Consider the following 14981-nt stretch of genomic DNA (forward strand, 5'->3'; position numbering starts at 1 on the left):
CTGTTTCGACACGAAGAACGGGAGCTCCCCTATGGTGCACTTTGAGTGCGACGTTGTCGTGATCGGTGGCGGTTCCACCGGTGCTGGGTGCGTGCGAGACGTGGCAATGCGCGGCTTGCGCGCCATTCTCGTCGAGCGCGCGGACCTTGCCCAGGGAACCAGCGGACGGTTCCACGGTCTGCTGCACTCCGGCGGCCGGTACGTGGTGTCCGATCCCCAATCAGCGACCGAATGCGCGGAAGAAAACGAGATCCTGCGCCGTATCCACCCCGACGCCGTGGAAGATACCGGCGGTTTGTTTGTTGTCACCCCGGAGGACGACGACGCCTACGGGGATCAATTCCTCGCTGGCTGCCACGCCACCGGTGTTCCTGTCGAGGAAATCAGCCCGGCAGAGGCGCTGCGACGCGAGCCTCGTCTTAACCCTGGCCTCACCCGGGCTTTCGCGGTCCGCGACGGCAGCGTCGACGGCTGGGCGATGGTCCGCGGATGCGTGCGCTCAGCCGAACAGTACGGCGCCACCACCTTGACCTACCACCGCGCTGAGGAGATCCTGCGCGAGGGCGACCACGTCACGGGGGTACGGTGCACAAACGAGAAAACAGGCGAGGAGGTGCTCATCAGCTGCCGCGGGGTCATTAACGCCGGCGGGCCGTGGGCCGGCACCATCGCCGACTCCGCCGGATGCCCCGGCCTGGAGGTGGTCTCCGGCCGCGGGATCATGGTGGCGATGAACCACCGGCTCGTCAACACCGTCATCAACCGCTGCATCTACCCTTCCGACGGCGACATCCTCGTTCCCGCCCACACGGTGTCCATCATCGGGACGACGGACCAGGAGGCCGACGACCCCGACTATCTGGAGATCCCGAGCAAGGAAATCCAGCAGATGCTCGACGCCGGTGAGATCCTCGTCCCCGGTTTCCGGCAGTCCCGCGCGGTGCACGCCTGGGCCGGCGCCCGCCCGCTGGTGAAGGACTCCCGAGTCGACGCCCACGACACCCGGCACATGTCCCGCGGAATGCTCATCGTGGACCACTCCCGGCGCGACGGACTCCGCGGCTTCTTCTCCATCATCGGCGGCAAGCTCACCACCTACCGGCTCATGGCGGAGAAGGTGGTGGACCAGCTGTGCGAGCAGATGGGGCACGACGCCCCGTGTCGCACCGCCACCGAGGCCGTGCCCACTGCCCACAGCGAGGAATTACACAAGATCACCGATCGCCTCGCCGACCGGGAGGACGACCGCCTCGCCGAGCAGACCCTGTGCGAGTGTGAGCTCGTCACTCGACCCATGATCGAAAAAGCCCTGGCCATGCAGCCTCACGCGAACCTGGACGACATCCGCCGCGAGGTCCGCCTAGGCATGGGCCCGTGTCAAGGCACGTTCTGCGGGGCGCGCGCGGCCGGCGTCGTCCACGAACAGCAGCCCGACGCCGACCGCACCACCACGCTGCTGCGGCTGTTCTTCAAAAACCGCGGTCAGGGCCTGGCGCCGCTGCTGACCGGCCAGCAGCTGCACGAGGCTGCGTTGAACCGATGGGTGATCTCTGGGTTGCTCGACGTCGATCATCTGCCCGCTTCCTCCGACGCCGCCAAACGCGCCACCGGAGATCTGTACTACTTGCACAAGGAAGGTTCTCAGGCATGAGCCGCATCATCGTCATCGGCGCCGGTCTCGCCGGCCTCTCCGCCGCGCTCATGGCCGCCGAGCGCGGCCACCGCGTAGACGTCATCGCCAAAGGCTACGGCGGTACTTTGCTGTCCCACGGCAGCCTCGACGTGTACGGGTGGCGCGCCGACGGCACCCTGGTGACCGATCCCTTCGCCGAGGTCGACGCAGCCGAGCCGACCCACCCCTACGCAGCGATCGGCTCCGCCAACGTTCGGGCCGGGCTGTCGTGGCTGGCTGAGGGCCCGGCCCGGCCGTTGGGCTTCGACTTCGCCGACGCCAACCGGCTCGTGCCCACCTCCGTCGGCGCCGCCCGCCCCACGTACGGCGTTCCGGCGAGCCTGCGCAGCTCGGTCCTCGTCGACGGGGCCAGCTACGTCGTCGTTGGCCTTTCTGTCTTTAAGGACCTGCCAGCGTCCCTCGTGGCCGATAACCTCGCGCGCAGCCCGCACGTGTCCGTCACCGTTCGCTCCGAGGTGATAGACGTAGCCGCCCGCGGCGGCGAACGTGACGCGACCGCCACCACCTTGGCCCGGATGTGGGACGATCACGCCGAAGAGCTCGTCACCGCCCTGTCGAGTGTCGGCCGCGGCGAGGAGATCCTGCTTGTTCCCGCCGCCCTCGGCCTTGACCCGGCCACCGCGCCGGCGATCGCCAGGCGGGTGGGTCGCGGCGTCGGCGAAGTACTCGTTCCGCCGCCGGCTATCGGCGGCCGGCGGCTGCATGACCTCTTGGTCAATGCCTGCCGAGCCGCCCGGGTGGACATTCACCTCAATGCTCGGGCGGTCGGTGCCGTCGTCGACGGCGACGCCATCACTGCGGTGCGTGTGCAGCGCGCCGGGCGTGTGACAGCGTCGCGGGTGGACGCCGTCATCCACGCTCCTGGCGGCTTCGAGTCTGGTGGGCTGGCTCGCGATTCCTACGGCGTCATCACGGAACCAGTCTTCCACCTGCCCATCGCGATTCCTGGCGGGAAGGATCCGGCGGAGTTGTCGTCGTTGGAGGAGATCCTGCGCTGTGGCGTGCGCGTCGACGAGCGGATGCGCCCCGTCGGCGCGGACGGCGCGCATGTCTACCGGAATCTTCACGCCGCCGGCGATGTTCTCGGCGGCGCCCTGCCCTTCAGCGAACTCAGTGGCGAGGGAATCTGCCTGGGTGCTGCCTGGGCGGCCGTCACTGCCATCAGCGAGAACGAGGAGCTCACTCATGAATAACGTCTCCGCCATCGAACATGCCCAGGCCTCGCTCACCCGAGCCTCACTCGATGCCTGCGTTAAGTGCACCATCTGCGAGACCCAGTGCCCCGTGGCCAAGGTCACGGAGTTGTTCCCCGGACCGAAGTACGTGGGCCCCCAGGCGGAGCGGTTCCGCAACGGCGAGAGCGTCGACCACTCGCTCGACTACTGCTCCGGGTGCGCGATCTGCACCACCGTATGCCCCCAGGGGGTCAAGATCGCCGAGATCAACGGACAGGCGCGCGCGGTCATGAAGCAGGACCACATGCCGCTGCGGGATCGGCTCATCACCCAAACTGAGCTAGAAGGCCGCCTGCTCACCCCCTTCGCCCCGATCGCCAACGCGGCGCTGAAGCAGATGCCGGTGCGCAAGCTTGTTGAGGTCGTCGTCGGTGTTCATGCCGAGGCGCCGATCCCCGTTGCCCAGCCGCGGACCTTCATGAGCTGGTTCAAGGAACACCGCAAGTCCGTCACCGGGCCCTTCCCCCGCGGCCCGGTGATCTTCTTCCACGGCTGCGCCGGCGGATACTTCGAGGTACAAACCTCCAAGGCGACCGTCGAGGTGCTGGAGCACCTAGGCTACGAAGTGCTTGTTCCCAAGCAGGGCTGCTGCGGCCTGGCCTCGCAGTCCAACGGCATGTTCGACGACGCAACGAAGAAGGTTCTCAAGCTCGCCGGACAGCTGCGCACCGCCCCGCGGCATCTGCCCATCATCTCCTCGTCGGGGTCGTGCGGCGGAATGCTGCGCCACGAGGCGCAGGAGATCATGGGCGTTGACGACCCGTCGCTCGACGACGTGGCCGGGCGCACGGAAGACATCAACGAGTTTCTGCTCCGGCTTATCGACGACGGCGAGTTCCCCGTCGACGAGCTGCAGCGCCTCGACGTCACCATCCCCTATCACCAGCCATGCCAGGTCAAGAGCCAGGGCCTGGGCAAGCCGGCCATTCGGGTGATGGAGACGATTCCCGGGGTGACCGTGGTGGAGTCTGGCGAGGCCTGCTGCGGCATTGCCGGAACCTATGGTTTGAAGAAGGAGAAGTACGACATCGCCCAGAAGGTGGGGGCGCAGCTCTTCCGTAAGGTCCAGGACGTCAACCCCGAGTTGGCTGCCTGTGACACGGAGACGTGCCGCTGGCAGATCCGCAAGGGCACCGGCGCTGAGGTGGTCCATCCCATCGAGATCATCCACCGCGCCCTCGGACTCTCCTAAGCGCTACCCCCGCTCGCTACCCCTTCTGGCGGCGACGAAGCAGGCGGCGGCGACGGCGTAACGGCGCCGTACCGCCGTCAACCTCGCCGTGCCGCCATGCCCGACCTTCCCAGCAAGGTCGGGCCTTTTCTTATCCAGGTGATGAACATGTGTGCAGCCGCCCACCTCGGCCGATGCACCGTATCTCATAGTGAAGCCCGGACGCGGCAAACAAACATTTCTGCCAACGTGGATGTGGCAAAGTTAGGCATCGACCAGGAAGTCACACCCCACGTCCTACCCCCAATTTTTTCAGAAAGGCTGATTATATGAGCCTCATGCATGTGTTCCTTGCCGAACTGGTGGGAACCACCTTCCTGTTGCTCCTCGGCGTCGGCGTCGTGGCCACCAACCTCCTCAACAAGTCCAAGGGCCAGGGCGGCGGCTGGCTGCTCATCAACTTCGGTTGGGGTCTCGCTGTGTTCATCGGCGTGTACATCGCCTGGCAGTCCGGCGGACACCTCAATCCGGCCGTCACCCTCGGCGTCCTGGCCTCCGGCGCGGAGGAATTCGTCCCCGGCGTAGCGGTCAACCTCGCCAGCGTCCTCACCTACCTCAGCGCCCAGTTCCTCGGCGCCTTCCTCGGCGCAGTGCTGGCGTGGGCCGCTTACAAGCAGCACTACGACGAGCACCCCGACCAGGGCGAAATCCTCGGCACCTTCGCCACCGGTCCCGCTATCCGCAACGGACTGGCCAACACCATCACCGAGATCATCGGCACCTTCGTCCTCGTCGCGTGGGTGCTGGTCTCCGGGCACACCGAGTCGGCCGTCGGCCCGCTGGCCGTTGCCCTCGTCGTCGTCTCCATCGGCGCCTCCCTCGGCGGCCCCACCGGCTACGCCATCAACCCGGCCCGTGACCTTGGCCCCCGCATCGCTCACGCCGTGCTGCCCATCAAGGGCAAGGGCGGCTCCGACTGGGGCTACGCCTGGGTCCCCATCGTCGGACCGATCATCGGCGGCGTCCTCGCCGGGCTCGTCTTCGGCGAGAACATGCTGGGCCTGGTCGCCGGGTAGCCCCGCCGGATAGCCTCATCGATAACCCCCTCTTTCGCGTAAGACCACAAGATTCCAAGGAGTCACCATGACCGAGAAGAAGTTCGTCCTCGCCATCGACCAGGGCACCACCTCGTCGCGCGCCATCGTCTTCGACAAGACCGGCACCATCCAGGGCATCGGACAGAAGGAGTTCACCCAGATCTTCCCCAAGGCGGGCTGGGTGGAGCATGATCCGAAGGAGATCTGGTCCTCCGTCCGCGACGTCGTCGGCCTGGCCTTAAGCGACGCCGAAATCAACCGCCACGCCCTCGCCGCGGTGGGCATCACCAACCAGCGTGAAACCACCATTGTGTGGGACAAGAACACCGGCGAGCCCGTGTACAACGCCATCGTGTGGCAGGATTCCCGCACCGCCGGCTTCATCCGGGAGCTTGCCGAGGACGGCGGCGTGGACCGCTTCCAGAAGGACACCGGCCTGCGGCTGTCTCCCTACTTCTCCGGTTCGAAGATCCGGTGGATCCTCGACAACGTAGAGGGCGCCCGGGAGCGCGCCGAGGCCGGCGACCTGATCTTCGGCACCCCGGACACGTGGGTGCTGTGGAATCTCACCGGCGGAGTCAACGGCGGCGTCCACGTCACCGACGTCACCAACGCGTCGCGCACCCTGCTCATGGACATCAACACCTGCCAGTGGCGCGAGGACATCTGCGAGATCTTCGGCGTGCCCATGTCCATGCTTCCGGAGATCAAATCCTCCTCCGAAATCTACGGCTACGGCCGCAAGAACGGGCTGCTGGTGGACACCCCGATCTCCGGTATCCTCGGCGACCAGCAGGCCGCCACCTTCGCCCAGGCCTGCTTCGAGAAGGGCATGGCCAAGAACACCTACGGCACCGGCTGTTTCATGCTTATGAACACCGGCGAGACCCCCATGTTCAGCGACAACGGGCTCATCACCACGGTCGCGTACAAGCTCGGCGACGGCAAGCCCACCTACGCCCTGGAGGGATCCATCGCCGTGACCGGCTCCCTCATCCAGTGGCTGCGCGACAACCTCGGCATCATCAAGACCTCCGCCGAGGTGGAGAAGCTGGCTGAAACCGTCGACGACAACGGCGGCGTCTACTTCGTTCCCGCCTTCTCAGGGCTGTTCGCCCCGCACTGGCGCGACGACGCCCGCGGCGCCATCGTCGGCCTGACCCGCTTCAACAATGCCGGCCACATCGCCCGCGCCGCCTTGGAGGCCACCGCCTTCCAGACCGCGGAAGTCCTTGACGCGATGAACGCGGACTCCGGCGTGGAGCTTAAAGAACTGCGCGTCGACGGCGGCATGACCGCCAACGCCCAGCTCATGCAGTTCCAGGCCAACGTGCTTGGCGTCGACGCCGTCAAGCCTCAGGTCGCGGAAACCACCGCCCTGGGTGCGGCCTACGCTGCCGGCCTCGCCGTCGGCTACTGGGACAGCCTCGACGACATCGTCGCCAACTGGCAGGAGTCCGAGCGCTTCTCCCCGAACATCGACGTCAACAAGCGCGAGCGCCGCATGCGCCTGTGGAAGAAGGCCGTCACCCGGACCCTTGACTGGGTGGATGAGGACACCGAGGTCGAAGAGCCCACCACCACCGAGGAATAGGCGTTCCGTAGCGGTGCCGGTGTTGCCGGTCCGGCGTTGGTGAGGCGCCGGTACTGCCCGGGCGGGCTGGGGCTCTAGCGCCACGGCACTACGCGCTGCGACGGTCCAGGCATAACGACGGCCATACGTTGCCGAGGAGACGGCTCCCGTACACGCCATCTTCGGCAACGTCATCGTCCACGGCCTCCGAGTCCATTCAACTGGCCCGAGGGCACACGAGGTTGGAGCCGGTCCAGGCATCCCTCAAAGTCGCCGCAACCCTCCTCGTATCCCTGACTGCCGCGAGGCTGGCCGGGTTGAAGGAACCCCCGGGATGGTGCTCCTTCTCCAGCCACGGGTTGATGACCCGCATCCGTTGGCCGCCCCAATCCTGACACATCACTGCGAGCAGGTCCTGACAGGTCTCCCAGCTGAGCGGTCGTTTACCTGTTTGCAGGCCTGCTATGTTGGCCCCGGGGAGTGGACGTCCCATACCTCGTCTTCCTTTGTTAGCTCCTCTGTGGTGAACTCGAGCAGTGCCGGGTCGAAGGGTCGCACTGTTGTCCCCCTATGCGGCCAGGGGGATTTCGGGTCGTTACGCCGATCATTGTGTGGTTCCCCTCAGCATTGCAACGAAGATTCATTTCAGCACAATCAACATTGCGACTCACGGAACCCCAGTCGGCAGAACGCCTGTCGAGCGAGTTTGAACACAGCCCCCTAGGGCAACCTCGATTCCCGGATATACGCTCCTACCTGCGTCAATGGTCGCCATTAATGCGAGCAAGTCTTCTGAGAGATCCCCTCACTCCGGCCCCAGTCAGCATGCAGTCAAAGTTGATTGCAACGCAACGAAGATAGAATGCAAGTGCAATGCATCTGCAATATACTTTCGGGCGTGGGAACCATCAACATAGCTGAGCTCGTCAACACGCTTCGCGACCATGGGACGGACACCTGAGATATCGAGGCCAAGGCCGCCCGCCACAAGCTCAGAAAGAAGAGCCAGTTTACTGCTATGATTGTCCCATCTTAATTCCCGAAGGCTCCAACAACGATGAGACCTCGGGACGGGGTCCCCCTGGCGGCCATCGGGGGTTCATTCTTTCGAGAAGTGTAAGAGTTGATTCGAAAGGAACTGCGGTGGCCGCCCTCATAAGATCGTCGGGGCGACTACCGGCAGCTATAGACACGCAACGCCCATGGGCCCAGTCATACGGAAAAATTATATCCGCCAGGAAGAAGATTGCCTCAATCCCGTTCAGCCCAATCCAAGAGAGAACCGTTTACTCCGACAAAGAGGTAAGCAATAATAGGGAATAGCAAAGTTGGCACCGATAAAACTCCCTGCCACCACCCCACCGTTGCTGGAATATAGGTGAGAAATAGTGGCACAAAGGATCGACCAAGGAACATTCTAGATTTCATGACATTATATCGGGGGGCAAAATATAGTAAAGTTCCAAACAGTATCAGCACTGAGGTCAGCCCCAAACCATAGTTTAACCAATTACTTGCATTCACTAAACAATCATATACCGCTCCTGAAGATGGGACCGACAACGTCAGAAGCCAAAAAAGGTTCAGAAGTTTCTCTCTCTTTTGGACAATCCGTGTTTCCCCAGGGCAAGCTTGACAGTTCCGCGACATCACACACATCCCTCAACGTAGTGTTCGGGGGTCACCCCAACGGAGGGAGGTGTAACCGAACACGTAAAACCAACCTGTGCCGACATAACCTTTCATAGGTAATCTCCGACTCCTTCGTCAATCTGGTTCAGGGCCAACGTTTTCTGGCGATGAACGTTTCCATATCGCCAATCCCAAGGACTCGTCTACGGACTCCTGAAATCTGTGCGTGTGTTGGGCACGAGTCCTGAGCAGTGACGCGCTCCGACTCGTAGCCTAAGTGGCGCAATTCTCCCAGCTCGCCCTCGAGGGGAAAATTTTGGTCACCCACAGCGGGATCGATCATCCCAGAACACTGCGTATACTTGGGGTGGAAGTTTGCCGCCAGGTGCGCTCCAGCTGTTCCTAAGTGCACGCCCTAGTTCCTTCTCCTAGACTGCACGGTCTTTGGTTCCATGCTAACGAGCCTGGGGAGGCGTGCCTAGATTTGAAATGAGAGATGACCCTCTAGGCTCAAGATTTTTGCAAATTATTGACTTCTCCGGATTATTACGGTAGGGTATTGCCTTTCACCTCTGCTTTTAGGTGAAACTCCCCCCCTTGGGGTTAGCGCCGTACCCTTTCTCCGGTCATCGGCTTCCGCTGCTTCTCGCTATCCGCACGACGCTGTCGATTTCAACGACGGCAGAGAGCCCTTGGTGCTTCCACAGTGCTCTCCCTCCCGCCGCAACCGCGGCGGGATAGAGGCGTCCGCGCCCACTGTCCTCACCGCTTCTTTGCTGGATAGTTCGGTGCTGCTCGGGCGTTGGGGTGTCACTCGCTACCGTCGCATTGGCAGGCTAGAGCCACGATTCTTCGGCTACCAAGCCTGAGCACCCTCGAGGCTTCGCCACTGCGCGGGCCTGAACCTATTGGCCAGCGCTCTCGAGGCATCGCAACCTGCGAGCTTGTGCGCCTTAAGGACACGTCGGGCACGGTAAAGACCCTGCTGGCCGCCGTGGCTTCCGGTACTTTTTAACAAAGTAGTCCCCGCCCGCCAAAGGACCCCGCGCCCATGACCACACCGCACCGCACCAACTTTGCCTTCGTCGGCCTCGCCTTCCCCCGGCTGCTGGCGGACTGCCGCAACCTCGAAGCAGCTGCGCTGACGAACCCGCGGGCGTCGGCCATGCAGGCGCGGTTCGTGGCCGATCAGGTGGTCCGGCACGTCTGCGCCTTCCTCACCGTCCCTGCGTCGGCCGAGGCCTCGTTTGCCGATCTCGCCAAGGATCCGCGGTTCCGCCGCTTCGCGCCCGACGCCATCAACACCAAGATTGCTGCGGTGCGCCGCTTCGGCAATAGCGCCGCCCACGGCGCTGGCTTCATTGACCCGACGCGGATGGCGCGCGTGGTCCAGCATCTCTACGACATCCTCGTCTGGGCGGCGGCGAATACCTCCGGGCTGGGTCAGGCTGCGCTGCCCACCACGGGTTTTGACCCCAGCATCCTCACCCAGGCCCCTAAGCAGGCACAACTCAACGACCGTCAACTCAGCGCGTTGGAAAGGCAGCTATCCCAGCGCACACAGGAGACTCTCCAGCTCACCGAGCAGCGCGAGCAGGCCCTACGCCGCGCCGAGCAGGCCTTGGAGGAGGCTCAGCGCTTCAAGAAAAAAGCCGCCGCTGACGCCTTGGCCAAAGAAGAGTTGGAACGGGAGTTCGCGCAGCTCAAAGCGCAGCTTGAAGAACAGACCCGCCGGGACCTCGTGGCTGCCCAAAAGGATGCGGGCCAGGTGGACACCTCCTCGATGTACACCATCAGCGAGGCCGATACGCGGCGCGACGTCATCGACCCGATGCTGGCCACAGCCGGGTTCAGTCGGGATAGAGGAAACCTCCTGGAGGAGTATCGCCTGCCCAGCGGCGCGAGGATTGACTACGCGCTCATGGGCAGCGACGGGCGCGTCCTGGCCATCGTGGAGGGGAAGAAGTCCGGGGCTGCGCCGTCGGCGGGCCGTGAGCAGGCCCGCCAGTATGCGGATGAGGTAGAGCGGGCCACGGGCCATCGGCCGGTCATCTTTTACACCACCGGCTACCTCGTTTACCTGTGGGATGATGCCCTGGGCTATCCGCCACGGGAAGTAGAAGGCTACGCCACCGCCGACGAGCTGCATCAGATCATCAGCAAACGCACGCAGCGTAGGCCGCTAGCCACCACAGCGCACGACACGGCAATCGCCGGGAGGCCATATCAGGAGGAGATGATCCGGGCAGTCACCGAGCGCTTCGAGGCCGGCCACCGCCGCGCCTTGGTGGTCATGGCGACCGGCACCGGCAAGACCCGGGTATCCCTGGCGCTGATCAAACTGCTTCAACGGGCCGGCTGGGTGAAAAACGTGCTCTTCCTCGCGGACCGGGTCTCTCTGGTCAACCAGGCCGCACGCGCCTTTTCCGCCCTGTACCCGGAAGCCGGCGTGGTTAACCTCCTGGAATCCAACCCCGGTCCGGGCAGCATCTACGTGTCTACCTACCCCACGATGATGGGGCTCTTAGGCACCGGTTTCAGCCCTTATTACTTTGATCTCATTGTCCTTGACGAGGCCCACCGCAGCATCTACAACCGCTACCAGCGCATCATCGACTACTTTGATGCCTTCCTTCTGGGGCTCACCGCCACCCCGCGCGACGAGGTGGACCACAACACCTACGGCCTGTTTCACCTCCGCGACGGCCAGCCGACCGGTGACTATAGCCTGAGCCGGGCCATCGATGAGGCCTACCTAGTGCCTTTCAAGGCCTTCGCCGCGACGTCCGTCGTCCTTCACTCCGGCATCGCCTACTCCGAACTCAGCGACGAGGAAAAGATCGCCTGGGATAACCAAGAGTGGGGAGTCGATGAGGACGGCACGCCACTGGCCGCCCCGGAGCGAGCACACGCCGCGGAGATCAACGCCACGCTGCTCAATACCACGACGATTGACCTGGTCCTCACCCAAGTCCTCGAGCACGCCATCAAGGTCAATGGGGCGGACCGGATGGGCAAGACCATCATCTTCGCCCGCAGCCAGCAGCACGCCGACGCCATCTACCGCCGCCTACGGATCATCAATCCGCAGGTCAGCGCGGAAGTCATCACGTATCAGTCCTCCCGTTCCCAGGCGCTCATTGACAGCTTCTCCGCTACTACGGCCGACTCCGTCGACGTCGCCATCAGCGTGGACATGCTCGACACGGGCATCGACGTCCCCGAGGTCGTCAACCTCGTGTTCTTCAAACCCGTGCACTCGCAGACGAAATTCTGGCAGATGATCGGCCGCGGCACCCGCCTGTGCCCGGATCTCTTCGGCCCCGGCCTGGACAAGAAGGAGTTCTTCGTCTTCGACTACTGCGATAACCTCCGCCGCTTCAGCAGTGAGGTGGAACCGGGTCGTACCGATGGCTCCGCCCAGCGCTCCTTGAGCGAGCGGCTCTTCATCGCCCGCATTCAGCTCCTCGACGCGCTGCGCAGCGTCAATGAGCAACATGACGGCCTCACCGCCGACCTCACCGAGCTGTTGCGCACGCAGGTTGCCAGCGTCCCTATAGATTCCCCGCTTATCGCGCCCGCCACGCGACCCATCGTGGAGAAGTTCCGCCGGGCCCTAACGTGGGAAGCGCTCGACGCCGCCCTGCTCGCCGAAGCCGAAGAGCACCTGGCGTCGCTGCCTTTCGCCTCCTCAGGTGAGGAAGAATATGCCAAGCGCTTCGACCTGCTCATCGTGGGCATGCAAGTGCGTCTCGCCAATGATGAACCTATCGGTGACGCGGCAGAGGAGAAGGTCAGACGGCTGGCGCGCAACCTGCTGACGAAGACGACGGTCCCCGCCATCGCCGAACGCGCTGACATGCTCGAGGAGGCCGCCCGCGAGTCATGGTGGGAGTCGGTGAGCGTCGACGAACTCGAGGCGCTACGACGCGGTGTGCGTCACCTCATCCGATACGTCGACCGGGGTCACCGCAATGTGGTTACCGTCGACGTCGCCGATGAGCTGGGCGCGCTGGAGCATAGTGTGCTCGACGCCCTCCATGCCGCCGGCACCGTGGTGGAAAGCTCCCTGGAAGAAAAACTACGCGAGTTCCTCAAAGGCCACGGTGACGCGCTGGTGCTGCAGAAGATTCGCCGGGCGATCCCGTTGACCACGGTGGACGTCGAGCACCTCGAAGAGCTGGTGGCGCAGGCCCAGGCCGGGAATGTTAAGGATCTTCACGAGCGCCTCGGCGTCTCCTTGCCGCGCTTCGCTCGGGATGTAGTGGGGTTGGATCGCGACGCCGCCCGGGAGGCTTTCGCCGATCTTCTCGACGGCGCCACTCTCAACTCCTTGCAGTTGAAGTTCATGAACCAGCTCATCGAGGGCCTGGTGCACAACGGCCATGTCACCCTCGGCGAGCTCTTCGAGGCACCGTATAACGACTATGGGACTCCGTTGGACGTGTTTGAGGACAACATCGCCACCGTCACCACGCTCAAGAACCGGCTGGAGGATCTAGAACGAAGAGTGGATCCCGTCGCCTAATCGCTGAGGCCGCAGCAGGGTCGACGCGTTCAGCGCACGGAAGCGGCGTCACCGAGCTGTGGTTCCAGACTGCGCCCGCCTACCCCGTGCTGAGGAGTGACTCGTTCGCAGGGGTTACCTCAGCACGGCAAGCGAAGGAACTACGAGGAGGAACCGGCAATAAGGCCTGCAAGCAGCTCAAGTCCTTCGGCGGCGTCGGAGGAGAGCGTCGGGGAAGCAGGAGCGTCTCCCGGCGCCGTTGCGCCAGAGCCGGTAGTGGGTGCGGGAGCAGGGCCTAGGGTGGCGTCCGCCCACTGGTTGAACTCCGCCATCTCCTCATTCAGGGGCTTGAAGTCGCCATCGTGGGCTGCCGTGGATGCCGGCAGCGTGAAGCGTTCGGCCACGTGGCCGTCGGGCACGCCGAAGGCTGCGGCCAACGCGCTGTCCAGCGGCTGGGTGCGGCTGATAGAGCTCAGCTCCTGGGACGTCACGCCGATGACCCTATTGGTCCGCGGGTCATAGTTGACCCCGCCGGAGTCTCCGTGCTCGAAGTTCATTCCCGTGGAAAACACCGCGTCGGTGGTGCGGAACAGCTGCACGCCGCAGGAATGCCCGCTGGTCTGGCCGTGCTTGCAGATCGGGTTGCCCATGTTGTCCGCCGACGATCCCCATGGGGCCACTTCAGGGAAATCCACTACCCCGGTCAGCTCCACCGGATGCCCGCTGGGTTTACCGGCGGCATCGATGGAGTCGGCCACCCGGGTGCCGTCGACGCCAGGTTCGAGCGTCACCACTCCCCAGTCGGCGCCGGTCATGAGGTCCAGGAGCAGCATCGGGGATAAAGGGGCTCCCGGGTTCGCGGCGAAGTCAATGTGCCACTGGTCGGCGGTTCCGATGAGCTCGAGGCCGTCTTTCTTGGGGGCGTAGACCACGCCGCTAGGAACGAATTGGCCTTGAGACTGCGTCCCCGGCAGCGCCGCCACGCAATGCCCGGCGGTGACGAGGACCTCTCGCTTGGTGCCATCGGCCAGGGTGATGGTGCCGGGGACACCTTGGCTGCAGCGAGCGGTGTCCAGCTCAGCGGGCAGAGCCGGGTGAGTGGGGACCTTGGCAGTGACCACCATGGGTGCTCCCGGGGCCACCGTCGCGGCCGTAGCGAATGGAATCCCGGCAGTCAGGCACGCCGCACTGGCAACGAAAGCGCCGCTGAGAACAGCCAGGCGGTGGAGAGAAAAGGCCATGTACACCCCTCAAAAAGGTACGAGCGATAAGGAAGCACTCGCTATCCTATAGAAGAGTTCAACGACAGGTTTAGTGGGCAACCTGAGCGGCGGTGGCGACCTCTCCGTCGGCTAGGCCGTAGGCGTCTTGGAGGATGGCATCAGCGGTTTGGGTGCGCCCGACGGCACCGAAATTTTCCACCGTGATGCCGATGATCTCACCGGTTCGCGGGTCGTAATTGATGCCGCCGGAGTCACCGGGGGCAAATCCCAGGCCGGAGCTGTAGACAGAGTTATAGGTACGGAAGAGCTGAGTTCCGCATGTATGCCCCGTCGTCAGGCCGATCTTGCAGATCGGGTCCCCGGCATTATCGAAGCTCACTTCTTTTAGGCCGGTGGGGCGATAATCCCGAACCCCGGTGAGTTCCACGTCACCGTCCGGTGTGTCAATGACCGCGCCGGAGGCGGAGTCGTCGACGAGCACCGTCGCCCAGTCCGCGCCCGTCGTCATGCGGATGAAACCGGCGAGGGTCTCGCCGGGGGTGTTGGCGGCCAACTTCACCTTGTCGAGGGCGCCGACGCGGGCGCCGCTGGAGGAGTAGACAGCGTCGGCCTGCCACCCGGCGTCGTCCGTGGCACAGTGACCGGCGGTGAGCATGATACGTGCCGTCGGCTGGCCGGGACGCTCGACGCTCAGCACCGGCCCCGCCGTGCAGTCGAGGCTACGGGTCCCGCCCACCGTGAGCAGGGCCTCACCCGGGGTGACGGCCGATGCGGGTGGGACCAGGGCCGCCGCCGCCATCGTCGTCGCCACCGCCGCAGTGATTCGGGACACGGACCTCATCTACCACTC

General features: G+C 64.2%; 8 protein-coding genes. 6 read left to right on the forward strand and 2 right to left on the reverse strand.

Annotated elements, in window-relative coordinates:
* Window positions 1-31: 31 nt before the first annotated feature.
* The 6 genes from glpA (at window position 32) to CUTER_RS08490 (ending at window position 12929) form a co-directional block, all read left to right on the forward strand.
* Window positions 32-1651, forward strand: a complete 1620-nt coding sequence (glpA, locus tag CUTER_RS08460; protein ID WP_047260059.1) for an anaerobic glycerol-3-phosphate dehydrogenase subunit GlpA — start codon at window positions 32-34, stop codon at window positions 1649-1651.
* Window positions 1648-2886 (forward strand): glycerol-3-phosphate dehydrogenase subunit GlpB, encoded by a 1239-nt coding sequence (glpB, locus tag CUTER_RS08465; protein WP_047260060.1) that lies wholly within the window; start codon window positions 1648-1650, stop codon window positions 2884-2886. The genes glpA and glpB overlap by 4 nt, the downstream gene beginning before the upstream one ends.
* Window positions 2879-4120: an anaerobic glycerol-3-phosphate dehydrogenase subunit C gene (locus CUTER_RS08470; RefSeq protein ID WP_047260061.1), complete on the forward strand. Its 1242-nt coding sequence runs from the start codon at window positions 2879-2881 to the stop codon at window positions 4118-4120. Before glpB ends, CUTER_RS08470 begins: the two co-directional genes overlap by 8 nt.
* 308 nt (window positions 4121-4428) lie before the next feature.
* Window positions 4429-5175 (forward strand): MIP/aquaporin family protein, encoded by a 747-nt coding sequence (locus tag CUTER_RS08475; protein WP_047260062.1) that lies wholly within the window; start codon window positions 4429-4431, stop codon window positions 5173-5175.
* A gap of 67 nt (window positions 5176-5242) precedes the next feature.
* Window positions 5243-6790, forward strand: a complete 1548-nt coding sequence (glpK, locus tag CUTER_RS08480; protein ID WP_047260063.1) for a glycerol kinase GlpK — start codon at window positions 5243-5245, stop codon at window positions 6788-6790.
* A gap of 2662 nt (window positions 6791-9452) precedes the next feature.
* Complete coding sequence (locus CUTER_RS08490; RefSeq protein WP_047260065.1) at window positions 9453-12929, forward strand: DEAD/DEAH box helicase family protein; 3477 nt, start codon at window positions 9453-9455, stop codon at window positions 12927-12929.
* Between the two features lie 140 nt (window positions 12930-13069).
* Here the strand turns inward: CUTER_RS08490 and CUTER_RS11110 are convergent, their stop codons facing one another.
* A complete protein-coding gene (locus tag CUTER_RS11110) occupies window positions 13070-14149 on the reverse strand; it encodes a chymotrypsin family serine protease (RefSeq protein ID WP_144412295.1) in 1080 nt (359 codons plus the stop codon).
* A gap of 70 nt (window positions 14150-14219) precedes the next feature.
* Window positions 14220-14963 (reverse strand): chymotrypsin family serine protease, encoded by a 744-nt coding sequence (locus tag CUTER_RS11115; protein ID WP_144412296.1) that lies wholly within the window; start codon window positions 14961-14963, stop codon window positions 14220-14222.
* Between the last annotated feature and the right edge of the window lie 18 nt (window positions 14964-14981).

It is taken from the genome of Corynebacterium uterequi (assembly GCF_001021065.1).
In the GTDB taxonomy this organism is placed as follows: Bacteria; Actinomycetota; Actinomycetes; order Mycobacteriales; family Mycobacteriaceae; genus Corynebacterium; species Corynebacterium uterequi.

What these genes read in the sequence shown, in the direction of transcription:
- CUTER_RS11110 (WP_144412295.1), bottom strand. Translation starts at nt 14,149, where the DNA reads ATGGCCTTTTCTCTCCACCGCCTGGCTGTTCTCAGCGGCGCTTTCGTT.
- glpB (WP_047260060.1), top strand. Translation starts at nt 1,648, where the DNA reads ATGAGCCGCATCATCGTCATCGGCGCCGGTCTCGCCGGCCTCTCCGCC.
- glpA (WP_047260059.1), top strand. Translation starts at nt 32, where the DNA reads ATGGTGCACTTTGAGTGCGACGTTGTCGTGATCGGTGGCGGTTCCACC.
- CUTER_RS08470 (WP_047260061.1), top strand. Translation starts at nt 2,879, where the DNA reads ATGAATAACGTCTCCGCCATCGAACATGCCCAGGCCTCGCTCACCCGA.
- glpK (WP_047260063.1), top strand. Translation starts at nt 5,243, where the DNA reads ATGACCGAGAAGAAGTTCGTCCTCGCCATCGACCAGGGCACCACCTCG.
- CUTER_RS08490 (WP_047260065.1), top strand. Translation starts at nt 9,453, where the DNA reads ATGACCACACCGCACCGCACCAACTTTGCCTTCGTCGGCCTCGCCTTC.
- CUTER_RS08475 (WP_047260062.1), top strand. Translation starts at nt 4,429, where the DNA reads ATGAGCCTCATGCATGTGTTCCTTGCCGAACTGGTGGGAACCACCTTC.